General features: G+C 52.4%; 24 protein-coding genes. 5 read left to right on the top strand and 19 right to left on the bottom strand.

Going from position 1 to position 22,418, the window contains the following annotated elements:
• Window positions 1-21 precede the first annotated feature (21 nt).
• The 3 genes from FCL42_RS08955 to FCL42_RS08945 all read left to right on the top strand — a co-directional run bounded on the left by FCL42_RS08955 (window position 22) and on the right by FCL42_RS08945 (window position 2,613).
• Complete coding sequence (locus tag FCL42_RS08955) at window positions 22-807, top strand: cytochrome C assembly family protein (RefSeq protein ID WP_136863074.1); 786 nt, start codon at window positions 22-24, stop codon at window positions 805-807.
• Between the two features lie 85 nt (window positions 808-892).
• Window positions 893-2,161 carry an HlyC/CorC family transporter gene (locus tag FCL42_RS08950; protein WP_136863073.1) on the top strand — a complete coding sequence of 423 codons (1,269 nt, stop codon included), beginning with the start codon at window positions 893-895 and terminating at the stop codon, window positions 2,159-2,161.
• Between the two features lie 74 nt (window positions 2,162-2,235).
• Entirely contained in the window at window positions 2,236-2,613 is a 378-nt protein-coding gene (locus FCL42_RS08945; RefSeq protein ID WP_136863072.1) for a hypothetical protein, read from the top strand.
• Between the two features lie 7 nt (window positions 2,614-2,620).
• Here the strand turns inward: FCL42_RS08945 and acpS are convergent, their stop codons facing one another.
• From acpS to rpoE, 11 genes are all read right to left on the bottom strand, one after another.
• Window positions 2,621-3,001, bottom strand: a complete 381-nt coding sequence (gene acpS / locus FCL42_RS08940; RefSeq protein ID WP_136863071.1) for a holo-ACP synthase — start codon at window positions 2,999-3,001, stop codon at window positions 2,621-2,623.
• On the bottom strand, window positions 2,991-3,725 hold the full coding sequence (pdxJ, locus tag FCL42_RS08935; protein WP_136863070.1) for a pyridoxine 5'-phosphate synthase: 735 nt from the start codon (window positions 3,723-3,725) through the stop codon (window positions 2,991-2,993). The genes acpS and pdxJ overlap by 11 nt, the downstream gene beginning before the upstream one ends.
• Entirely contained in the window at window positions 3,722-4,453 is a 732-nt protein-coding gene (gene recO / locus FCL42_RS08930; RefSeq protein ID WP_136863069.1) for a DNA repair protein RecO, read from the bottom strand. The genes pdxJ and recO overlap by 4 nt, the downstream gene beginning before the upstream one ends.
• Window positions 4,440-5,342 (bottom strand): GTPase Era, encoded by a 903-nt coding sequence (era, locus tag FCL42_RS08925; RefSeq protein WP_136863068.1) that lies wholly within the window; start codon window positions 5,340-5,342, stop codon window positions 4,440-4,442. The genes recO and era overlap by 14 nt, the downstream gene beginning before the upstream one ends.
• A complete protein-coding gene (gene rnc, locus FCL42_RS08920; RefSeq protein ID WP_136863067.1) occupies window positions 5,339-6,010 on the bottom strand; it encodes a ribonuclease III in 672 nt (223 codons plus the stop codon). Before rnc ends, era begins: the two co-directional genes overlap by 4 nt.
• 9 nt (window positions 6,011-6,019) lie before the next feature.
• A complete protein-coding gene (lepB, locus tag FCL42_RS08915) occupies window positions 6,020-6,940 on the bottom strand; it encodes a signal peptidase I (RefSeq protein WP_136863066.1) in 921 nt (306 codons plus the stop codon).
• Window positions 6,941-6,947: 7 nt separating this feature from the next.
• Window positions 6,948-8,738, bottom strand: a complete 1,791-nt coding sequence (gene lepA / locus FCL42_RS08910) for a translation elongation factor 4 (protein ID WP_136863065.1) — start codon at window positions 8,736-8,738, stop codon at window positions 6,948-6,950.
• Between the two features lie 146 nt (window positions 8,739-8,884).
• Window positions 8,885-9,340, bottom strand: coding sequence for a SoxR reducing system RseC family protein (locus tag FCL42_RS08905; RefSeq protein ID WP_136863064.1), 456 nt, complete (start codon window positions 9,338-9,340; stop codon window positions 8,885-8,887).
• Window positions 9,337-10,281 carry a MucB/RseB C-terminal domain-containing protein gene (locus tag FCL42_RS08900; RefSeq protein ID WP_229359819.1) on the bottom strand — a complete coding sequence of 315 codons (945 nt, stop codon included), beginning with the start codon at window positions 10,279-10,281 and terminating at the stop codon, window positions 9,337-9,339. The genes FCL42_RS08905 and FCL42_RS08900 overlap by 4 nt, the downstream gene beginning before the upstream one ends.
• A 22-nt stretch (window positions 10,282-10,303) precedes the next feature.
• Window positions 10,304-10,864, bottom strand: a complete 561-nt coding sequence (locus tag FCL42_RS08895; protein ID WP_136863063.1) for a sigma-E factor negative regulatory protein — start codon at window positions 10,862-10,864, stop codon at window positions 10,304-10,306.
• 18 nt (window positions 10,865-10,882) lie between these two features.
• Window positions 10,883-11,461, bottom strand: coding sequence for an RNA polymerase sigma factor RpoE (gene rpoE, locus FCL42_RS08890; protein ID WP_136863062.1), 579 nt, complete (start codon window positions 11,459-11,461; stop codon window positions 10,883-10,885).
• A gap of 197 nt (window positions 11,462-11,658) precedes the next feature.
• Here rpoE and nadB point away from each other — a divergent pair, with 197 nt between their 5' ends.
• Window positions 11,659-13,269, top strand: coding sequence for an L-aspartate oxidase (gene nadB, locus FCL42_RS08885; RefSeq protein WP_136863061.1), 1,611 nt, complete (start codon window positions 11,659-11,661; stop codon window positions 13,267-13,269).
• Here nadB and FCL42_RS08880 read toward each other — a convergent pair.
• The 8 genes from FCL42_RS08880 to rppH form a co-directional block, all read right to left on the bottom strand.
• The gene (locus FCL42_RS08880; protein WP_136863060.1) at window positions 13,266-13,586 is read right to left on the bottom strand and encodes a hypothetical protein; all 321 of its coding nucleotides are present in this window, start codon (window positions 13,584-13,586) and stop codon (window positions 13,266-13,268) included. The two genes, nadB and FCL42_RS08880, sit on opposite strands and share 4 nt — an antisense overlap.
• 87 nt (window positions 13,587-13,673) lie before the next feature.
• Window positions 13,674-13,937, bottom strand: a complete 264-nt coding sequence (locus FCL42_RS08875) for an FAD assembly factor SdhE (protein ID WP_136863059.1) — start codon at window positions 13,935-13,937, stop codon at window positions 13,674-13,676.
• Between the two features lie 2 nt (window positions 13,938-13,939).
• Window positions 13,940-15,139, bottom strand: coding sequence for a Bcr/CflA family multidrug efflux MFS transporter (locus tag FCL42_RS08870; protein ID WP_169308343.1), 1,200 nt, complete (start codon window positions 15,137-15,139; stop codon window positions 13,940-13,942).
• A 53-nt stretch (window positions 15,140-15,192) separates the two neighbouring features.
• Window positions 15,193-16,113, bottom strand: coding sequence for a transcriptional activator NhaR (gene nhaR, locus FCL42_RS08865; protein ID WP_136863057.1), 921 nt, complete (start codon window positions 16,111-16,113; stop codon window positions 15,193-15,195).
• Between the two features lie 261 nt (window positions 16,114-16,374).
• Window positions 16,375-17,208 (bottom strand): thymidylate synthase, encoded by an 834-nt coding sequence (locus FCL42_RS08860; RefSeq protein ID WP_136863056.1) that lies wholly within the window; start codon window positions 17,206-17,208, stop codon window positions 16,375-16,377.
• Between the two features lie 7 nt (window positions 17,209-17,215).
• Complete coding sequence (gene lgt, locus FCL42_RS08855) at window positions 17,216-18,001, bottom strand: prolipoprotein diacylglyceryl transferase (protein WP_136863055.1); 786 nt, start codon at window positions 17,999-18,001, stop codon at window positions 17,216-17,218.
• Window positions 18,002-18,109: 108 nt separating this feature from the next.
• Window positions 18,110-20,344, bottom strand: coding sequence for a phosphoenolpyruvate--protein phosphotransferase (gene ptsP / locus FCL42_RS08850; RefSeq protein WP_136863054.1), 2,235 nt, complete (start codon window positions 20,342-20,344; stop codon window positions 18,110-18,112).
• Complete coding sequence (gene rppH / locus FCL42_RS08845; protein ID WP_136863053.1) at window positions 20,341-20,892, bottom strand: RNA pyrophosphohydrolase; 552 nt, start codon at window positions 20,890-20,892, stop codon at window positions 20,341-20,343. Before rppH ends, ptsP begins: the two co-directional genes overlap by 4 nt.
• Before the next feature lie 705 nt (window positions 20,893-21,597).
• Between rppH and mutH the strand changes: the two genes are divergently transcribed.
• On the top strand, window positions 21,598-22,260 hold the full coding sequence (gene mutH / locus FCL42_RS08840) for a DNA mismatch repair endonuclease MutH (RefSeq protein ID WP_136863299.1): 663 nt from the start codon (window positions 21,598-21,600) through the stop codon (window positions 22,258-22,260).
• Window positions 22,261-22,418: the final 158 nt, after the last annotated feature.

Raw genomic sequence — 22,418 nt, 5'->3', positions numbered from 1 at the left:
GTTATTGAGGGCATAGGCTTTATGGAGTTATTGGCGATTATTGCGATCCTGGGGTACGGCGTCGCCTTTTATCTGGTGGCGAGCAAGCTACTGGACGCAAATGGGCCCAATCGCAAAATGGCAACCATCGCCGGTGGCGTTGGTGTGCTGGCACACGCTGCCGCCCTAGTGCCTTTGGTTATCGATGGCAGTGGTCAACATTACAGCTTGGTCAATACTGCCTCTCTGGTGATGTTAATGCTCACTATCGCCATTACCCTGATGCTGACTCGCATTAAGGTGATTGTGGTGGTGCCTTCCGTCTATCTGTGCGGCATCTTTGGCGCAGCGGGGATGGTGCTGTTGCCGCAAAACGAAGGCTACGTCTTCACCAACCCAGCTCTGTTTGTCCATGTTGGCTCCTCGCTGCTGGCGTACTCAGTCTTTCTGATTGGCTCCCTGTATGCCTTCCAGTTGGCAGCCATCAACCGCCGCCTCAAAGATCGCAAGTTGATGCTGGAATCCACTCTGCCACCACTGATGACCGTGGAAAAACAACTGTACCACTTCATTATGATTGGCTTTGCCATGTTGACCTTCGCCTTGGTTACCGGCTTTATCTTCTTAGAAGGGTTCTTCGGCAGCGGCCAAGCCCATAAGGTGATCTTCACCTGCGCCGCTTGGTTGGTGTATGGAGCCATGCTATGGCAACACAAGACCAAGGGCATGAGAATCCGCAGTGCCATCATCTACTCCACCGCTGGCGTAATTTTATTGACCCTGGCTTACTTCGGTAACCGCTTGGTTCGTGAGCTGTTTATCGCTTAAATCGCCGGTCGCGCCCTGCCTCTCTTGACAGGGCGCGCACATTTCCTAATTCTAGGGACTCATACAAGGTAAAGGATTTCCCCTTTTGGACGACATATCCACTGCAGGCCTACTCATCGCCTTAGGTCTGCTGATTGCACTGTCGGCGTTTTTCTCAAGCACCGAAACGGCGATGATGTCACTCAACCGCTATCGCCTGCGCCATCTGAGCCAGCAGGGACATCGCGGTGCCAAACGCGCCAACGAGCTGCTTGAGCGCCCAGACCGCCTTATCGGGCTGATTCTGATCGGCAACAACCTAGTTAATATCTTCGCCTCAGCCATCGCCACCGTTCTTGGCCTGCGACTATTCGGCGACTGGGGATTAGCGATCTCCACCGGGGGCTTAACCTTGGTGATCTTGATCTTTGCAGAGGTAACCCCAAAGACCCTAGCCGCCCTCTACCCAGAGAAACTGGCATTTCCTAACAGCGTCGTACTAAAACCACTAATGACGTTGTTCTACCCCTTTGTGTGGCTGGTTAACCTGGTCAGTAACAACTTATTGAAGCTGGTTGGCGTCGCCCCAAGTACCAGCGGCGACGACGACCTGTCCGCGGATGAGCTGCGCTCGGTGCTTAACGAAGCCAGCGCCATGATCCCCCGTCGTCACCGAGAGATGTTGGTGTCGATTCTGGATCTGGAGAAGGTCACCGTTGAAGACATCATGGTACCCCGTCACGACCTGTACGCCATCGACATCAACGATGACTTCAAGGCGATGATGAAACAGCTCACCCACAGTCCCCACAGTAAAGTATTGCTGTACCGAGACAACATTGACGATGTAGTGGGCTTTCTGCACATGAGCGATCTGTTGCGATTGATGACCCGTGAAGGGGGCATTACCGACAAAGCCATGGTGCTGCGGGAAGTTCGAGAGATCTACTACGTTCCTGAGGGTACGCCCCTCAATGTTCAGCTACTGAAGTTCCAGCGCGCCAAAGAGCGCTTAGGACTGGTAGTGGATGAGTATGGTGACATCCAAGGCTTAGTGTCCCTAGAGGACATCCTGGAAGAGATCGTGGGGGATTTTACCACCGGACTGCAGCCAGCGGTCAGTGATGAGATCAACCGTCAGGAAGATGGTAGCTTTGAGGTGGACGCCAGCATCAACATTCGAGATATGAACCGCGAAATGAACTGGCAGTTCCCTACCGATGGTCCAAAGACCTTGAACGGTCTGGTACTCGAGACCTTAGAAGAGATCCCTGAAACCCACACCACCGTCACCATCGGCCAGTACAAGATTGAAGTACTGGATGCCAACGAGAGCATGGTAACCACGGTCAAGGTGGAGCCCGTAGCAAAATAGCACCCGCTAAATCAGTCATCTTGAACTATTGTTAAAAGCTAAGCCGAAAGGCTGGCTTTTTCAGGGAGAGAAGAATGCTCAAGCAGGTGCTCATCATCGCAGGCAGCTTAAGTCTGGTTTTATTAAACATCACCAACGCCCAAGCGAATGACGCCCTTAGCGCCATCCCTGAGCCACCACCACTTACTTGGCAAGACCCTAACTACAATCCCACCCCAAAAGCCTACCTAAAAGGCCAGTGGCAATCGGGGTTTTGGATTACAGAAACCGAACTTGGGGAGGCGGTACGACAGGGCCCATCACTCACCGCCCCAGTGCGAAGCGGCATCAACGCCAAGATCGGCAGTGGCATTCAATGGGGGCCAATGAAAGTCACCGTTGATCTGAATTACACCAATCCACAACAGAAGCACCAAACCCAAATAGGGTTCTCAACCGTGCTTACCTTTTAACGTCCTTTCAACTGCTAAGAATGCAGGTCGCCACCACGTAACGACGCTCGTCGGCCAAACTGATGTGGGATTCCCTTGCCCCAAGTGCCTGCATCCGCTCAAGTGCGCCGCCGATTAGCTTAAGCACCGGCGCGCCATTGACATCGTGACGAAGCTCAATGTGCTGAAATGACACCCCTCGGCCAATGCCGGTGCCAAGGGCTTTGCCCACCGCTTCTTTAACCGCAAAGCGCTTGGCTAATACCCGTGCCTGAACCTTAGAGTCGTGCCACTGCTCTAGTTCATAAGGAGTCAGAATACGAGCGGCAAAACGCTCGCCGAGGCGCTCAAACTGCGCCTCGACTCGCTCAATCTCGACAATGTCGGTGCCTAGGCCCTTAATGGCCATTGCGACCCTCAATCATCAGACGCTTCATATCACGTACCGCCAGATCCAAACCATCGATGGCTGCTCGAGCGATGATGGCGTGGCCAATATTAAGCTCGTAGATCTCTTCAATGGCAGCGATAGGCTTGACATTATGATAGTTAAGGCCGTGTCCAGCGTTCACAATCAAACCTTGGCTGTGAGCGTATTTTACTCCGTCGCGGATGCGTTCCAGCTCTATTTGCTGTTCTGCCTCGGTTTCCGCATCGGCGTAGGCACCGGTATGAATCTCAATGTAAGGCGCACCCACTTTGACCGCTGCGTCGATCTGCGCCTTATCGGCGTCGATAAACAGCGATACCTTAATGCCAGCGCTCTTCAGCTGTGACACCGCACCCAGCATTTTATCCAGCTGGCCAGCCACGTCCAAACCACCTTCGGTGGTCAGCTCTTCTCGCTTCTCAGGCACTAAGCAAACGTAAGTTGGCTGAGTATTGATGGCGATCTCAAGCATCTCGTCGGTCACCGCCATCTCAAGGTTCATGCGAGTTTTTAATGTTTTAGCCAACACTTCCACATCGCGGTCGACAATGTGGCGACGGTCTTCACGCAGGTGAATGGTGATGCCATCGGCACCGGCATGCTCAGCCACAGCAGCGGCATGAACAGGGTCGGGATAGCTGGTGCCACGAGCCTGACGCAGGGTGGCGATGTGATCAATATTTACGCCCAATAGTATGCTCATGGTGCGGATGTCCTTATTGATGTTTTAGTTTGAAATAGTTCTCGGCTACGCAGCGGCTTGTCTCCAAGCAATGGCTTAAGCAAAGTTCGAGACAGGTGCTTCGCTTGCGACAGGTGCATCTCTGATAAGGCCTGATCTCTCAAGCCCAGTAGCATCTGCCCAGCATAACCAGAGTGCATCACCGGCATAAACCCCTGCTCAGGCACTAACGCATACTGAGCGGTGTCATCCAGCGGTTCCCCCTGGGTGTCCACAGCCAATGACGGTGCACAGCCAAGATGATCGAGCAGGGCCCACTCAAAGTAACGCAACACCAACTGAGGCTCATCAGTTTGAGCCAACTGCATCAAGCTCTGATGGTATGCGGAAAACACTTCAGGACACTCCTGTCGCTCTGGCAGTAATCGTACCGCTATTTCATTGCAATACAAACCACAAAACAGGGGCTTACCACTTAAAGGGATGGGAAGGCTGGGGGCATCGAGTTGAGAGAGAGTTTTCAAGCTGGTGCGGCCACTTAGCTGAACGCGCAACGGCCTAAATGGCTGTAAAGCGGCCTTGGTTAGCCCACCTTGCTTACCAGAAGTACGAGCAACGGCGCCAATGACGCCGTCGTTTTCAGTCAGCAGGCTAAGGAGTTGCCGCTGCTCTTGATAGGGACGGGCATGCAACAGGTAGGCAGATTGCCAACCCAGCTGTTGCTGCCCAAAGCGATCAGTCGTCGCCATAACCTAGGCTACGCAGGGCACGTTCATCGTCAGCCCAACCGGATTTCACCTTAACCCAGGTCTCCAGATACACCTTGGTCTCGAACATCTGTTCCATCTCAAGACGGGCTTCACGGCCGATGGTGCGAATTTTGTCACCTTTGTTGCCGATCACCATGCGTTTCTGGCCTTCACGCTCAACCAAAATCAACGCGTTAACGTGGAAGGTGCCCTTCTCGTCAACTTTGAACTGCTCAATCTCCACCGTGGCAGCGTAGGGAAGTTCATCTCCCATGAATCGCATCAGCTTTTCACGCAGAATTTCCGAAGCCATAAAACGCTGGCTACGATCGGTCACGTAATCTTCAGGGAAGTAGTGAATCGACTCCTGCACGCTGTCCATCGCCATATCCATGATGGGGTCAACGTTACCGCCTTTACCCGCAGCCACAGGGAATACCGCATCAAAATTGTACTTCTGTTGCAGTTGCTGGATATGAGGAAATAGCTCCTCCTTATCCTTAACCTGATCCACTTTGTTGACCACCAGCGCCACTTTACGGTCACCAGCTCCACGCAATTTCTTCACCACCATCTCGTCGTCGGCAGTCCACTTGGTGCCTTCGACCACGAACAGCACCAGCTCCACGTCTGCCAAGGAGGAGGCTGCGGCACGGTTCATCAAACGGTTGATGGTGCGCTTCTCTTCGATGTGCAGCCCAGGGGTATCCACGAAGATCACCTGTTTCGGGCCTTCGGTATGAATGCCCATGATACGGTGACGAGTGGTCTGCGGCTTACGAGAGGTGATGCTGATCTTCTGCTTAAGCAGACGATTTAGTAGCGTCGACTTGCCCACGTTGGGACGGCCAACAATGGCGACAAAGCCACAATAGGTGGTATCGGTCATACTTGTAAAATCTCCAAGACCTTACCGGCGGCTTCCTGCTCTGCTTTGCGCCTTGAGCTGCCCTCGCCCATCACAGGCTCTTCGAGGGCCGACACTTGGCAATGCACGGTAAATTTCTGATTGTGGGCGTCACCGGTTACGGTGATCACCTCATAAGTTGGCAACGGCTTCTTACGAGCTTGTAGCCACTCTTGCAAACGGGTTTTCGGATCTTTCTGACCCGCACCCGGCTCGATGGTATCCAGGCGCTGTTTCCAAAGATTGAGCAGCAGCGGCTTACAAGCCTCAATACCACCATCTAGGAATACCGCACCTAAGATCGCCTCAACCGCATCGGCTAAGATCGACTCACGACGGAAACCGCCAGATTTGAGTTCACCTGAGCCCAAACGGATGTATTCACCCAAACTCAATTCACGGGCAACCTCAGCCAAGGTCACTCCACGGACTAAGGTCGCACGCATGCGGGTCATGTCGCCTTCAGGTGCCTTAGGGAAACGATGGAACAGATCCTCGGCGATCACCACACCCAGTACGGCGTCCCCCAGATATTCCAAGCGCTCGTTATGACGACTGTTGGCACTGCGATGTGTTAGAGCCTGCTCTAACAATTCAAGCCGCTGGAACTGATAGCCCAGCGACTTCTGTAAACGGTTTAAATCAGCCACAGCTAACCTTTATTGAATGCCGCCAACGCGGTTAAAACGCACTCCAGTAGGAATCCATCCTGGCAGGATGCTGTCTGCGCCACGCTCGAACTCAAATGAGATCCAGATGGCGGTCGCTTTACCGACCAAATTCTCTTCTGGCACAAAGCCCCAGAAACGTCCGTCGGTACTGTTATCGCGATTATCTCCCATCACGAAATAGTGATTTTCCGGAACCACCCACTCACCCGTGGTGCGGCCAGGCTGCTGATAATAGTAACGCAGTGGCTCGCCGCGACGAGGGTTAATCAGGGTATCGTGGTTCACCCCAAGCAGATCCTCTTTAAGGCGCAGCAGTGGGGTTCCATCTTGCTTAAACTGGCCACTGTTCACCTTCGCGGTGTTAACTCGCTGCAGCTCAGGGCACTTCTCAACGCCGGCTTCACACTTCGGCTGAATGAAGAGCTCTTTATTGCGGTAAACCACTTTGTCACCGGGCAAGCCAATCACTCGCTTAATGTAATCAACGCGAGGGTCTTCTGGGTATTTAAACACCACCACGTCACCCCGTGATGGCAGCTCGTTATCCCAGAACTTGTGTCTAAATACCGGATCCCGCAAGCCATATTCATGCTTGTTTACCAAGATGAAATCGCCCACCAACAGGGTTGGCATCATTGAGCCTGACGGGATCTGGAACGGTTCCCATAAGAAGGAACGCAAAATGGTTACAAACGCGATAACCGGAAAGATGGACTTCGACGTTTCCACCAACCAAGGCTCTGCCACCAGTTTCTCTTTGGCTTCTTCTGGAAGTTCACCTTCCGTCTGACCATCTGCAAACGCCAGTTTTTCTTGACGTTTTGGCGCCAGATAGAAGTGATCCAACAACCAAATTAAACCTGAACCTAAGGTGATCAGTACTAGGAACAGTGAAAACATTGCTGCCATCTTTGAGTTACTCTCCGACTTTCAAAACTGCCAGGAAGGCTTCTTGAGGCACTTCCACGTTGCCAAGCTGCTTCATGCGCTTTTTACCTTCTTTCTGCTTCTGCAGCAGCTTCTTCTTACGGCTCACGTCACCGCCATAACACTTGGCGGTTACGTCTTTACGCAGTGCTTTAACGTTACTGCGCGCCACAATCTGGCTGCCGATAGAAGCCTGAATAGCAATATCGAACATTTGGCGAGGAATCAGCTCACGCATCTTCTCAACCAATTGACGACCGCGGAACTGGGCGTTTTCTTTGTGAGTAATCATCGCCAACGCATCTACGCGGTCGCCGTTGATCATCACATCCAAACGCACCATGTCCTCTTCCTGGAAACGGATAAAGTTGTAATCCAGAGAAGCGAAACCACGGCTGGTCGACTTCAAGCGATCGAAGAAATCCAGTACCACTTCCGCCATCGGCAGTTCGTAAGTCACTGCCACTTGGTTACCGTGGTAAGCCATCTTGGTCTGTACACCGCGTTTTTCAATACACAGGGTAATGACGTTGCCTAGGTACTCCTGAGGCACCAAGATGTTGGCTTCAACAATCGGCTCAGCAATGGTTTCGATGTTATTCAGCGGCGGAAGTTCCGACGGGTTATCAACCATATAGGTTTCACCCTTGGTGGTCTTCACTTCGTACACTACCGTTGGCGCCGTGGTGATCAGGTCCAGGTTGTACTCACGCTCCAGACGCTCCTGGATAATCTCCATGTGCAGCATACCTAGGAAACCAACACGGAAACCGAAGCCCAGTGCAGTGGAGGTTTCCGGCTCGAAGAACAGAGACGCGTCATTCAGCGACAGTTTGTTCAAGGCATCACGGAAGGATTCATAGTCTTCACTGGAGATCGGGAACAGACCCGCATATACCTGCGGCTTCACCTTCTGGAAGCCCGGCAATGCCACGTCGGTACCGCCCTTGGCCAGAGTCAGGGTATCGCCCACAGGCGCGCCGTGAATCTCTTTGATGCCACAGACTACCCAGCCCACTTCGCCGGTTTTCAGCTCGGTGGTGTCTTTCTGTTTCGGAGTAAAGATACCCAGACGATCCACACCCCAAACCTGACCGGTGCTCATCACCTTGATCTTGTCGTTCTTCTTCAGGCTGCCATTTTTAATGCGCACCAAAGAAACTACGCCCAGGTAGTTATCAAACCAAGAGTCGATGATAAGGGCTTGCAGAGGCGCTTCTGGATCGCCTTCTGGAGCTGGGATCTTCTCAACAATGCACTCAAGCACGTCTTCAACACCGATGCCGGTTTTCGCGGAACAACGTACCGCTTCCATGGCGTCGATGCCGACAATGTCCTCAATCTCTTCGGCCACCCGATCTGGATCGGCTTGTGGTAAATCGATTTTGTTCAGAATTGGCTGAACTTCCAGATCCATCTCAATGGCGGTGTAACAGTTTGCCAAGGTCTGCGCTTCTACGCCCTGACCGGCATCCACTACCAATAGCGCCCCTTCACAGGCAGCCAGAGAGCGGGACACTTCGTAGCTAAAGTCCACGTGCCCTGGGGTATCAATGAAGTTCAGTTGATAGGTTTCGCCATCTTTGGCGACATAATCCAGAGTCACACTCTGCGCTTTAATCGTAATACCGCGCTCGCGCTCAAGATCCATGGAATCGAGAACCTGCGCGGCCATTTCACGTTCACTCAAACCGCCACACACTTGGATCAAACGATCGGACAGGGTCGACTTACCATGGTCGATGTGAGCGATGATACTGAAATTTCGAATATGCTTCATCTAGGCCGCTTCTTGAAAAAACTACAGGAACAAATGATATTGGGGGGGGATTTTAACGGATTTTAACCGCCGCTGCTATCAGCGTTGATGGGCATTGACGACAATTTCCAACGCCCAGTACTGCCGCTGGCAAAAAGGCGCTGCAGTTAGGGTTGAAATTCGCTGTTTTTCTCTTGTGCTGAAGTAGATAGCACCTGAGTCACTTTCGGTACAGGCGTGAGTCTTGGTGCCAGTGTTCTGGCGACCCAAAACCCCAAGCTACCTACTGTCAGGCCCAACAGAAGCGTTAGTAACTCAGCCAACCCAACCACCGATCCTAACCCCACTCCCAACAGTAAGCCTAGCAGGGGCAGCAGATAAACCAGCGCTGCAGCGGTAACCAATTGTTGCTCGGGAATACTCAGGTGAACTTGAGCGCCAGGGACTAGGGGCGTTTCATAAGGCAAAATAAGTTGCTGGCGCTTAACCTCAACGGCTTTGGCCACCGCTGAGGTACCACAACTTTCAGACTGTTCACAGTGGCCGCAGGCGCTTTGCGCCCGCCAACTCACCGTTACCCAGCCATCTTGCCAAGCCTCCACTCGGCCCAAGGCGGTGATCATTTTTCCGTGACCGGATAGATTGAACCAGCCACATTGGCTAGGGTCTCTTTCGGCAGTTTGCCCACGGCAACCACTTCCACATCGCCGTGACGAGCGGACGCCAAAGACAAGCCATTGCCTACGCTGATGTCAGAAGGCAGCTCACTTGGACCAACTAAGCCGATGTATACCGACATGTCAGTCAAACCATCGCTCAATGACAGATACTGAACCGGCTCATTAATACCTAATAGGCGATGCTGATCCACATGGGTCACTTCAAAGCCTTTCGGTAGCCAGCCAAAACGCCACTGCTGCTTATCACTGGGCTGAGCGGGAACCAGAATCGGTGGCCACTTCTGTTTCGCCAACTCGGCGATAACCGGAACCGGCTTCTCGAACAGCATCAGTTCAACCACCATATATTGCTCAAGCAGATGCCCTTCGGCATTGGCAGTATCGATACGCAGCGGCAAGCCGGTGTCTACGTCCAACCAGACTTGGTAGCTGTAGCGGAAACGATCCGTTGAAACGATTCTGAGTACCTGAGCAGAGCGGCCGGCAACCCTATCTTTGCCCACTAAAGCGAGCTGATAGAATGGAGTGAAGCGCTCAACGCCAGTACCAAACGCCGGTGGGATGAAACCACTGATCCGCTCAGACTGAACCGAATAGGGTTTCACTTCGTGTTCTAAATAGGTGACCTGATTATTTACTCGGACCACATTTTTACGAGGCCCGTTAAGGTGTTCTAGATAGGCAACCTCTTTACCATCCACCACACCATGCAGGTATCGCAGAGGACGAATGTGGTCCATCTGTAGGTGAATCAAAGAGTACTGAAATTGGCTTTCATTCAATGCGGTTTGCATCTTACGCAGCCAAGAGATTGGAGAGTTGTCGTCGACAGCGTGGGCTGGCATCGCCAATACCCACGCTAGAAACAGCCAAATTTTTCGCAAGGTGAGCCTCGTAATTAGGGGCTTAATCGTTATTGGCGGTATTATGCCCTTTTAATCGCTGTTGCAACAGGTGGTCTCGCAGATAAGCGTTCACACGTCGGCGCTGCTCTTGCGCTTGCAGTTCGCTATCTTGAGCCTGCTGCACCGATGGCGTGTTCGCTTGATAGCTAGCCGGAGTCGGCGCGCCCATGATTGGCAGGGTATTCAATACTGGTGATGGCATCTGGCTTTGACTGCCATACTGCTGAACACCCACCACAGCAACCGCTGCAACCGTGGCCGCAATGGCGTATTGACCAAACTTGCGAGAAAACGCCACAACATTGCCAGAGATCCGCTCAGTTACTGCAGATTTAGGCTTCGGGGCCATCACTGTTGGTTCATCTTCCAACGCACTGGCAACACTGGCGGCGATGTCCAAATTCAGGGTTTGAGGCAGCTCATTGCGCATGGCATCACCAATCAAGTGATAGCGCTCCCACTCATCCTTACTGGGCTCATCGCGCAGCCACTGCTTCAGGTCCAGCTCACTGCCTTCGCCATCCACCCATGCTGACACTGCTTCTTTACGTTCTGTAACCATGACTCACCTTGATTAATGCTACCGCTCCAAAAGCGGCTGAATGCGTTTATCAATTGCTTCTCGTGCTCGGAAGATTCGGCTTCGTACCGTCCCTACCGGACACTCCATAACGGTCGCAATCTCGTCGTAACTCATCCCTTCGAGTTCACGAAGCGTGATTGCTACCCTTAATTCCTCAGGCAGGCTTTCAATGGTGCTGAACACCACCTGCTTGATCTCATCTGACAACAACTGTCGTTCTGGCGATGCATGCTCTCGCAGAGCATCTGCACCGTCATAAAATTCCGCTTCTTCGGCATCCACATCGCTTGCTGGGGGCCGCCGACCTTGGGAGACCAGATAATTTTTGGCAGTGTTCACTGCAATCCGGTACAACCAGGTGTAAAAAGCACTTTCTCCTCGAAAGTTTGGCAATGCCCGATAAGCTTTAATAAAGGCCTCTTGGGCCACATCCGCGACGTCACCTTGGTTTTTGACGTAACGACTGATTAAGTTGGCCACTTTGTGTTGATACTTCATGACCAACAGATTAAAGGCTTGCTTATCACCTTGCTGAATGCGTTCGACGAGTTGCTGATCGCTGCTTGGCTCTTTCACTTAAGAGCTTTCTCCCATAACTAAACTGCTGATTCTGCTTTTACTTGCCTTACGCACAGTAATAGACTGCGGCGCGTAGTAAAAGTTCGTAAAAAAGTGTGACTAATTAAAAAAAAATTTTTCAAAGAGAGAATTTGCTGCTTCCCCAAGGAATTGAGTACCATAACGGCTACCTTTTCCAAACATCATAATACCTAATGACTGCAGGGATTGAACACAGCACCGACGTGTTAATCATCGGTAGCGGTGCCGCCGGACTCACCTTAGCTCTGAAACTGGCCAATAAATGCCAAGTAATGGTACTCGCCAAAGGCCCACTGGCTGAAGGCTCCACCTATTACGCTCAAGGGGGAATCGCCGCTGTCTTTGATGAAGACGATACCATTGAATCTCACGTCGAAGACACCCTGATTGCTGGCGCCGGATTGTGCGACCGCAAAGCAGTCGAGTTTACTGCCTCAGAGGGACGCCGCGCACTGGAGTGGCTGATCCGCAAAGGCGTCGACTTCGATGAAGAGGAACATGATGGTCACAGCCGCTATCACCTAACTCGGGAAGGCGGTCACAGTCATCGGCGCATTTTACACGCCGCCGACGCCACCGGCAAAGAGGTGCAGCTTACCCTTGAGCAGCAAGCCAGCCAACACGCCAACATCACCTTGATGGAACGCTACAATGCGGTGGATCTGATCACCACTGACAAACTCGGCCTTGCCGGAGACAACAAGGTGGTGGGCGCTTACGTCTGGAACCGCAGCGCTGAGCATGTTGAAACCATCCGCGCGAAGTTTGTGGTGTTGGCGACCGGAGGCGCTTCTAAGGTCTACCAATACACCTCGAATCCAGATGTGGCATCCGGTGACGGCATTGCCATGGCTTGGCGTGCCGGCTGCCGAGTGGCCAACATGGAATTTAACCAATTCCACCCGACCTGCTTGTACCACACCGAAGCTCGCAACTTCCTGCTAACGGAAGCATTGCGCGGCGAAGGCGCTCATCTAAAGCGCCCTGATGGCACACGCTTTATGCCCGATTTTGACGAGCGCGAAGAGTTGGCACCCCGTGATGTGGTCGCCCGCGCCATCGACTTTGAGATGAAGCGCCTTGGGGCCGACTGCATGTATTTGGACATCAGCCACAAACCCGCTGAGTTCGTCACCAAGCATTTCCCAACCATCTACCAACGCTGCTTAGGCTTGGGCATCGACATCACCAAACAACCGATACCCGTAGTGCCTGCTGCCCACTATACCTGTGGCGGTGTCATGACGGATCTGGACGGTAAAACCGATCTCAACGGTTTATATGCCGTTGGTGAAGTTGCCTACACTGGCCTTCATGGTGCCAATCGCATGGCCAGCAACTCACTGCTGGAGTGTTTGGTGTTTGCTCGCTCCGCGTCTCGATCTATCTTTAACCAGCTTGACGACGCTAAGTGGATTGACGACATCCCTCACTGGGATGAAAGTCAGGTAACCGATTCCGATGAGCACGTGGTTATCGCCCACAACTGGCACGAACTGCGGTTATTTATGTGGGATTACGTTGGCATTGTTCGCACCGATAAGCGGCTGCAGCGCGCCCTGCGCCGAGTGGAGATGCTCAAAGGCGAAATCCACGACTACTACTCCGATTTTAAGATCAGCAACGATCTGTTGGAGCTCCGTAACCTAGTGCAGATTGCCGAACTGATTATCCGCTGCGCCATGATGCGCAAAGAGAGTCGAGGCCTGCACTACACCTTGGATTATCCTGAGCAACTGGAAAATCCAACGCCATCCGTTCTCTCTCCGAGCCAATCCAACTAGTCGCGACGACACCCCAAAACAATGCGCATAAGCCGAGACCACTCGGCTTTTGTGTATTGTCGTCGCCACAGCCACCAAGGCAATCGCTCCCCCTCAATCTTAAGCAAAATCAATCCAGGTGCCGTCATGGAGCCTGCAGCAATTTCGATCGCTTCGCCGCTGTCTAGACGCACACCGCAACCGGATTCATTCAAGGTAAACGACGGGATAGTCAGTGGTGGTTGGCGCCATAGGAGATAACCGCCACCGATGAGCACCACCAATTGCCACAGCCACTGCCAAGGCAGGCGTTCCTCGGGCCAAAGACCCAGGCTCACACAAAGAGATAGGGTCGCCAGCAACCTTGATGTCGGCCACTGGCGTTTGGGTGCGGTAAAGCTGTAGTGCCTCACCGATTCGGTGGGTTAGGCCGACGCGACCTGGGTGTTGCGCTCAAGGATCAGTGCCACCATTGCCGCTAACTGCGGGTCGTCACACTTTTCATGACCCATAAACCACGCAAAAAGCTCCGGGTCATCACAGCAAAGCAGGCGCTCGAAAATTGCCTGTTGCTCAACGGTCAAGCTCATAAAGTGGCGCTCAACAAAGGGCTCGAGCAACACATCCAGCTCCAACATCCCGCGACGACAAGCCCACTTTAGGCGCGCCATATGTTCTCTATTTTCCATCGTCATTCCTTTACCGCAGTTTTTGTTATCAGCTCATAATACCCCAAGGCCAGTACGGAGCATACCGCCATGGCCAACAGCATAGGTTGCGGCGATTGCGGATGCCAAGCGCTAAGCAGCATTCCCGCCACGGCACCTGAGGTAAAGCGCAGCGCTCCGCCAATGGCCGCCACTGAGCCCGCCGCTTTACCATACGCATCCAGCGACAAACTGGTGCTGTTGGCGGCCACTAGGCCTAAAGGTGCCATGATCAATATCACCGGCCCGATGACCCAAGCAATATGAGGCGTGCCCAATGCAGCAGCCACTAGGGCGGTCACGCCCCCAAGCGCCGTAATCCACAGGCCAATCCGCAGCATCTTATGGCTACCCAGCCGCGCCACGTAACGGGCATTTAGGCTGGTTAGCACCATCATCATCACCACATTGATACCAAACAGATACCCAAAATTTTCCTCTGGCACACCAAAGTAGCGGATGTACACATACGAGGAACCGGTAATGAACAGAAACAGTGCCGCCGAATTGAACATGCCAATGGTCAGGTACATCCGAGTCTGTCTGTGAGCTAAAATATTGCCGTACTGGCCAATCGCCTGTTTTAGACTCAGCCGCTGACGCTTCTCCGGTGCTAAGGTCTCCCCGACCGCAAACAGCATTGCCAAGGTGATGCCAATGGCGATGGCCATCAATAGGTAGAAAATGACGCGCCAGCCACCGTGAGTAAGCAGAAAGCCCCCCAATACGGGTGCCAACAAAGGGGCCAGATTCATCACCAGCATCACAAAGGACATGGCACGGGAAAACTGCTCCCTCTGATACAGATCCCGCATCACCGCCATCACCACCACCGAGCCTCCAGCGCCGCCAAGCGCCTGTAAGACCCGCATTGCGATCAACGCCTCGACACTGTTAACTAGGGTCGCCATAAAGCTAGCAAAGGCAAACACCGTCAGGCTGACAGCCAAAATCGGCATCCGCCCAAAGGCATCCGTCAGCGGGCCATAAAACAGCTGGCCGACAGCAAAACCCACTAGGTAGAAGCTGACGCTCAGCTGAGCGATGGCCACCTTAGTTTCAAACTCGTCGGCAATGGCAGGAAGTGCGGGGAGATACATGTCGATGGCCAGAGGCGTCAAGCCAGCAAGCACACCCAGAAGTGCAATCAGATACCAGGATTGTTCAGAGGATTTTTGAGTCACAACCACCTTCTTTAATGAAATGGAGCAGCGATTGCTGCTCCAAAAATTGAAATTCAGTTATTGGATTGGAATCGACTGAACGCCGGTTCTTTGCCGGCGAACAGTGGATCAAAGTCCGTCTCCAGCACCCGCTTAACCGCAGGGTGTTGAATCATGCGCTCAGCAAACATCACGTGATACTGCTCTTTCACGTCCACGGTTTCGCCGATGAGCTGCACCCCTTGAGCCAGCAACTCTTCACGATACAGGGTCGGCGCCACAAAGATGCCTTGGCGATACATACCAAAGGCTTTCATCATGGCCGCGTCATCAAACTCGCCCAAGATGACCGGTGACACCCCAACTTCATCAAACCAACGCAGTAACTGCTGGCCTAGTGCGGTTTTCCGATGAGGGATAAGCACTCTGGCACCGTCAAGGTTTGCAGGGAAGCGGCCATCAACGTCGTTCATGGAGAAGAAGCTCACCCCGGTTTCCCCCAGCTTCTTACTGAGAATCTCAGGGTATTTTAGCGACTCGGCATCACTGCCTGAGATCACCATATCCAACTTATGTTGGGACAAACGCTCCATCAGCGACTCTTCACCGGACTCATAGCAGCATAGATGAATTGAGCCGTCATCTGGGATCACCGACAGAAGCAAGCGGCTGGCAAGGGATTTTGACAGCGCATCGGAGGAGCCCACTTCAAACAGTATGGAGCTGTCTTGATTGTAACTGAGCAGATCCAACATCTCGTAACTGAGGTTGAACATCTTATCCGCATAACGGAACACCAACTCGCCCAGATCCGATGCCACCAACTGGCGTCCTTGACGACGAAACAGTTTGCCTCCAAGACGATGCTCCAAGTGACGAATCTGACCGGTAACGGTTTGCGGAGTCAGGAACAGGGCCTCAGCAGCCTTGGTAACCGAGCCTTTTTTGCGAACCATCCAGAAGTAATACAGGTGATTGTAATTAAGATGTGCCATAACGCCATGCCCCAACGGGCCATTCCCCAGCTAACAAAAATACTTAATGAACATAGCAGAGAGTCAAAACCTTCGGCTAAGTCAATGTTACGAGGCATCAGGTTACCACAGCCTAAGTTATTCAGAGATCGCTAATTTGTAAGAGGCTGCGCCAACTATGGGCAGATTTTACACATCTAGCAGAGTAGGCAAGTCAAAGCCCAAAAAATAAGCCCCGAAGCGCAGGTCACACTTCGGGGCTTTCGGTAATGCAAACGCCGTTTAGATCGCCACTGGAGCCGGGATATGAGGCTGTGGCTCATAGCCAACCAACTCAAAGTCATCGAAGCGGTAATCGTCGATGCTCTCAGGCTTACGCACAATCTTCAGCGTTGGCAGCGCGCCAGGGGTACGCTGCAGCTGAGTTTGAACCTGCTCGAAATGGTTGTGGTAGATATGAACATCACCGCCACTCCAAACAAAATCCCCCACTTCCAGACCACACTGCTGGGCCACCATGTGGGTCAGCAGCGCATAACTTGGAATGTTAAACGCCAGGCCTAAGAAGCAATCCACCGAACGTTGAGTCAACATGCAAGACAGCTTGCCATTGGCCACGTAGAACTGAATGAAAGCATGACATGGCGCCAGAGCCATCTTGCCGTTTTCAGCATTGGCCGATGGACTTACCCCTTCATCGGGCAGATCGGCAGGGTTCCAAGCGGAGATGATAATGCGGCGGCTGTTTGGGCGAAGCTTCAGATCTTCCATCGCTTTGGACAACTGGTCCAGTTCATCGCCATTTGGGGTGCGCCAATGGCGCCACTGAGCTCCGTATACCGGCCCCAGATCCCCTTGGTCGGTGGCCCACTCATTCCAAATACGTACGCCATTTTCCTGCAGGTACTTGACGTTGGTGTCACCGCTGATGAACCACAACAGTTCATGAACGATGGACTTCCAATGCAGCTTCTTGGTGGTGAGCATAGGAAACCCCTGGCTCAGATCAAAACGCATCTGATGACCAAACACCGAGCGGGTGCCGGTGCCAGTGCGGTCGTCTCGGTCGCTGCCGTGTTGGTAGACGTGTTCGAGTAGGTCGAGGTAAGACTTCATTTAATTATTATCCGTTTTTAGTACGACGAGCGATCAAGTAAGTGCCATAGGCCAACATAGGAATGGTCAACAACTGCCCCATGGAGAAACCCCAGTATAGGCTGAGGTGCGCGTCAGGTTGGCGCACAAACTCGATCAAGAAACGGGAGATGCCATAGCCCACAAGGAACATGCCCGCGACGGCACCTGGCTTGTTGGTGCGATTCTTAAACCACGCCAACAGTAGGAACAGCACCAAACCTTCAAGGAAGGCTTCATAAAGCTGAGAGGGATGACGAGGCAGCGGCCCTGCCCCAGGGAAGATGATCGCCCAAGGCACGTCGGTAACCCGTCCCCACAGTTCACCGTTGATGAAGTTACCGATGCGACCAAAGCCCAAGCCGATGGGAATGGTAGGAGCCACCAGATCCGCTACCTGCCAGAAGGTACGTCCTTGGCTCTTGGCGATCCAGAACATGGCGGTAATCACCCCAAGTAAGCCGCCGTGGAATGACATGCCACCGTCGGTGATTTTGAATAGGTAGAGTGGATCTTCAATAAACCACTGCCAGCCATAAAACAGCACGTAACCAATTCGGCCACCGAGTACCACGCCCAAAAACGCGTAAAACAACAGATCGGAAACCTGCTCACGAGTCCAGGTGGAACCTGGTTTATCTGCGTGACGGTTGAGCATAAACATGGCACCAATAAAGCCAACTAGATACATCACGCCGTACCAGCGCAGCGCCAATGGACCGATCTCAACGATGATGGGATCGATCTGGGGAAAGATAAAGTAGGATTCCGTCATGAGTCGTTATTCTGTGAGTCGAAACAATAATTTGGTTCATAAGAATAAAGGGATAGGCCGTCATTTACTACGGCCTATCCCCGATTTTATCGAATTAGCAACTTGGCCTTAATCGACTTGATACAGCTCTTGCAAGCCCAGTTGATGCATCCAGTTTTGGGCTAACTCAACCACTTGAGCGCTGGTTTCTGCTTGCAACAGTTGCACTTTCAACTGTGCTAAGTCGCCATAATTCAGGTGTCGAACCAGATGGTGAATCCGCCCCAAGCTAGGTCGATTCATGCTGAGCTCCTGATAGCCCAAAGCCAACAGAATCAGCGCCCCCTCAGGCTCACCGGCAATCTCACCACATACGCTTAAGCTTTTGGCATCGTGATTGTTGGCCACAATCTGCGCCAGAGCTGCAATCACTGCTGGATGATAGTGATCAAAACGATCCGCCACCTGAGCGTTGTTGCGGTCAACCGCCAACAGATATTGGGTTAAATCGTTACTGCCTACGGAGTAGAAGTCCACCAACTTGGCAAGCTGTGGCAGTAAGTAGATAACCGCGGGCACCTCAATCATCACGCCGATGGCTACCGGTGGCACCGCCTGTTCAAACTCCTCTTGGAGTTCAATTCGAGCTTGTTCAATCAGCCGTTTAGCTTGCTTCACCTCATCCACCGACGACACCATCGGCAGCAAGATTCTCAGGTTGCCGCAGCCAATATTGGCCCGCTGCATCGCTTTCACCTGCACCAAAAATAACTCTGGGTGATCCAAGGTTAAGCGAATACCTCGCCACCCGAGGAAAGGATTTTCTTCTCGAATGGGGAAATAGCTCAGCGGTTTATCGCCACCGATATCCAAGGTCCGCACGGTCACCGGCTTATCCCCAAGCGCCTTCAGAATTCGCCCATAGGCGCGCTCTTGCGTTTGCTCTGTAGGAAAGTGATCTTGGATCATATAGAGCGTTTCAGAGCGATACAGGCCAATGCCAGCCACGCTCTCTTTGTCCACTTGCTCACCCTCAGCCACCAGGCCCGCGTTGATCATCAACTGGATGTGCTGACCATCTTGGCAGTAGCTTGGGCGAGACAGTCCCTTCTCAAACTTGGCGTCTTTTTCCGCCAAGAACGATTGGAACCGAAGGAACTCTTGAGCCACCGTTTCCGTTGGCTCAATAAGCAGTTGCCCTCGAACCGCATCCACAATGGCGCGTTTGTCTGCCACCGCGATCATCGGCAAACCTTCGACGCCGAACAGTGCTGGAATCGACATGGCTCGAGCCAAAATGGCAGCATGAGAGCTAGAGCCCCCTTCAACACTGACGATGCCGGCAAGCTTATCTCGAGGAACCTCCGCCAACATGGTGGCGGTGATCTCTTTGGCCACCAAGATAACAGGCTGCTTAGGCGCCTTGCCCGGCTGCCCCGGTCGAGACAACTGGCCTAGGATGCGCTCCCCCAAATCTTTAAGATCGGAAGCGCGCTCTTTCAGATAATGATCGGTCATCGCTTCAAAACGAGCGATGTAGTTAATGAATACCTTGCTGACCACGGTTTCTGCGGACCAGCCTTGGTCGCAGCCTTGCATCAGATCCGTCTGCATCACAGGATCGGCAATAAGGTACTGATAGATATCAAAAATGGCGCTGATCTGAGTTTCCAAATCGCCACTTAGGCGGCTGCTTAAACTGGCCATCTCATCTTGAGTGGCCAGCAGCGCCCGCTCTAATCGCAGCCACTCCTTCTCCTCTCCTTGGCCTTTGGTCTCTGGTTGCTCCAAAGACAAGCGAGGGCGAGCTAACAGGATGGTTGCATCGGCAATGCCTGTGCTGGCTACTTGGGCACTCCAACGACGTGGACCACTTTGGCTCAACGTGGTGCTCTGCTGACTCTCACGAAGTTCAGGGACCAACTGCGACGCCAAGGTCACCAGAAACGCCTCTTCATCTTCGTTGAACTGTCGAGCCACCTTCTGCTGCACCACCAATACGCCCAACACTTTACTTCTGTGGGTTATGGGGGTAGCTAAGAATGATTTGAAGTCATCTTCCTCGACTTCAGGAAGGCGCTTGAAGGAAGGATGAGAGGGGGCATCGGCGAGGTTGATGGGCTCCTCACGGCGCATCACCATGCCGACAATACCCTCACCGGGTTGCAGCTTAGCGCGACCAACCGCCTGAGGGGCCAGCCCGTCACTGGCTTTCAAAATCAGCCCTTCCCCATCAACCAGATAGAGGGAACAACAATCGGTATTCATGGCAAAGCGAGTCTGCTGCACCAAAACCGTCATCGATTGCTCGACGGTTTCGGCTTCAGCAACACGCTGCACTAAACTGCGTAAGGTGGTTATCATCGATTACGTCTTCGCCGTCTTGCCTTAAAGTTCCCATCTCGGTGGCGGCGATTGCTGGTCTCGCTACGCTCTTGAAATGGCATGGCGATAGGTGAAAATTCCTTCATCACCTTTCGATATACTTCCCGTTTGAATGAAACGACTTGGCGCACTGGGTACCAATAATTTACCCACCGCCAGTCATCAAACTCCGGGTGTCCACTGCGACGCAGATCGATTTTCTTCTCATCCGCGACCAGTTGCAGCAGGAACCATTTCTGTTTTTGGCCAATACACACCGGTTTTGAGTCCTGGCGTATCAAACGCTTTGGCAATCGATAGCGCAACCATGAGCGACTAACGGCCAAAACCTTTACATCCGATTTTTGCAGACCGACCTCTTCAAAGAGCTCCCGATACATGGTTTGTTCAGGAGTTTCTCCTTGGTCGACGCCCCCTTGAGGGAACTGCCACGAATGTTGACCAAATCGACGAGCCCACAAAACTTGGCCTCGACGATTGCAGATGATGATCCCGACATTGGCTCTGTAGCCTTCATTGTCGATCACGCTGTCATCCGTTTGAATTCTAACTTAAGTTGATTGTTCCACAGATTACCCATAGGCCGCAATCCCAACTCTCATGCATTGCGCAGTGGGTAACTTTTCTAAAACTCTCCAGTTATAAACAGGCGACAAGATCGCGGCCACTATCGACCTGCAGTTATTAACAGCTTCTGTGGATAACCATGTTTGTAAGGTGGTATTCATCCACATTTAATGAAATCAGAGAGGTAAATGAACTAATATCGCCAACACGACACAACCAAAAGCCAATTACAATCAACAACTTAAACTCCAGCCCCAGATTATTTCATTACAGGCAACCCCTTTGGTCAATGTTTAACCATCCTGCTATTGACTAACAACTTCAACTTGTGGTGCCAAATTTCTCGACCAATTTTCCTCAACGATCCCATCACTTGGCTGCAGTCTGTGGATCAAATTCAAAAAGTTATCCCTACAAACTGTGCATAACTCTGTTAAAAAGCCCCCTCAACTCACGGGATAACTAAAATCAACAATCTCATTCTCATCTCAGTTTCGAGATCAAAGCCCTATAAATCATACAATTAGTGATCCTTATAGGGAGGGTATAACTCTGAATTTAAACTACTGTTTATTTTTTAGCCTCAATGGGTTTATCCACACAACAAGGCCTTCCAATCCACACCCGCTGTCTTTCTACAACCAATAGCAGGTACAATGACCGCCATGGAAATTGTTTCACCTACATCCGAAAGCCAGCTGCTATCACGGGCCGAAGCCATTGCGGGTTGGACTCTAGGCGAACTGGCCCTTGAGCTTAATGTTGAGGTTCCCGAGAACTTACTGCACCACAAGGGCTGGGGCGGACAGTTATTGGAACGTTGGCTGGGTGCCAGTGCCGGTTCAAAACCGGAGCCAGACTTTCAGCAATTGGGAATTGAGCTTAAAACCATCCCAATTAACCAACATGGCAAACCTCTGGAAACTACCTTTGTTAGCGTATGCCCACTTACAGACCTAACCGGCTTGCGATGGGCCGACAGTCCAGTTTTCCACAAACTCCAGTGCATACTCTGGATTCCCATTCTGGCAGAGCGACAAATTGCGGTCGCGGATCGAATCATCGGCATGCCGATCCTGTGGCGTCCAAATGCCCAAGAATTGGCCCTGCTGCAGCAAGACTGGGAGGAGATCATCGAACGGGTCGCCCTAGGGGAAGTGGAGTCCATCACAGCCCGTCATGGCGAAGTGCTGCAACTTCGCCCCAAAGCGGCCAACAGTAGGGTACTGACGGAAGCGATCGGTCCCGGCGGCGCCAAAATTCAAACACTGCCCAGAGGCTTCTACCTGAAGATCGACTTTACCCATCACATATTGCGACCAAAGTAGAGTAAAAACCTTTCACTAAAACCGGTAAGTTGCTGTGTCGTCCTGAAATGCGTTGACACTTTTCAGTTAGAGCCAGTTGCATCAGCAACTGGCTTTTCCATGCACCTCGTTTGGGGTTTTCATTCCCAGGCTAAGGTGCGGTCTCAAGTTGTTATAGG

Source organism: Ferrimonas aestuarii (assembly GCF_005116665.1).
In the GTDB taxonomy this organism is placed as follows: Bacteria; Pseudomonadota; Gammaproteobacteria; order Enterobacterales; family Shewanellaceae; genus Ferrimonas; species Ferrimonas aestuarii.
Note: the sequence above shows the minus strand (reverse complement) of the source record. Positions and strands in the feature narration are given on the sequence as shown.

Excerpts from the sequence above, each read along its gene's own strand:
- acpS (WP_136863071.1), bottom strand. The coding sequence starts at position 3,001 with ATGGCCATTAAGGGCCTAGGCACCGACATTGTCGAGATTGAGCGAGTC.
- FCL42_RS08875 (WP_136863059.1), bottom strand. The coding sequence starts at position 13,937 with ATGGAAAATAGAGAACATATGGCGCGCCTAAAGTGGGCTTGTCGTCGC.
- lepA (WP_136863065.1), bottom strand. The coding sequence starts at position 8,738 with ATGAAGCATATTCGAAATTTCAGTATCATCGCTCACATCGACCATGGT.
- FCL42_RS08905 (WP_136863064.1), bottom strand. The coding sequence starts at position 9,340 with ATGATCACCGCCTTGGGCCGAGTGGAGGCTTGGCAAGATGGCTGGGTA.
- FCL42_RS08945 (WP_136863072.1), top strand. The coding sequence starts at position 2,236 with ATGCTCAAGCAGGTGCTCATCATCGCAGGCAGCTTAAGTCTGGTTTTA.
- ptsP (WP_136863054.1), bottom strand. The coding sequence starts at position 20,344 with ATGATAACCACCTTACGCAGTTTAGTGCAGCGTGTTGCTGAAGCCGAA.
- FCL42_RS08860 (WP_136863056.1), bottom strand. The coding sequence starts at position 17,208 with ATGAAGTCTTACCTCGACCTACTCGAACACGTCTACCAACACGGCAGC.
- FCL42_RS08895 (WP_136863063.1), bottom strand. The coding sequence starts at position 10,864 with ATGGTTACAGAACGTAAAGAAGCAGTGTCAGCATGGGTGGATGGCGAA.
- recO (WP_136863069.1), bottom strand. The coding sequence starts at position 4,453 with ATGGCGACGACTGATCGCTTTGGGCAGCAACAGCTGGGTTGGCAATCT.
- lepB (WP_136863066.1), bottom strand. The coding sequence starts at position 6,940 with ATGGCAGCAATGTTTTCACTGTTCCTAGTACTGATCACCTTAGGTTCA.
- era (WP_136863068.1), bottom strand. The coding sequence starts at position 5,342 with ATGACCGATACCACCTATTGTGGCTTTGTCGCCATTGTTGGCCGTCCC.
- FCL42_RS08955 (WP_136863074.1), top strand. The coding sequence starts at position 22 with ATGGAGTTATTGGCGATTATTGCGATCCTGGGGTACGGCGTCGCCTTT.
- nhaR (WP_136863057.1), bottom strand. The coding sequence starts at position 16,113 with ATGGCACATCTTAATTACAATCACCTGTATTACTTCTGGATGGTTCGC.
- nadB (WP_136863061.1), top strand. The coding sequence starts at position 11,659 with ATGACTGCAGGGATTGAACACAGCACCGACGTGTTAATCATCGGTAGC.
- lgt (WP_136863055.1), bottom strand. The coding sequence starts at position 18,001 with ATGACGGAATCCTACTTTATCTTTCCCCAGATCGATCCCATCATCGTT.
- pdxJ (WP_136863070.1), bottom strand. The coding sequence starts at position 3,725 with ATGAGCATACTATTGGGCGTAAATATTGATCACATCGCCACCCTGCGT.
- mutH (WP_136863299.1), top strand. The coding sequence starts at position 21,598 with ATGGAAATTGTTTCACCTACATCCGAAAGCCAGCTGCTATCACGGGCC.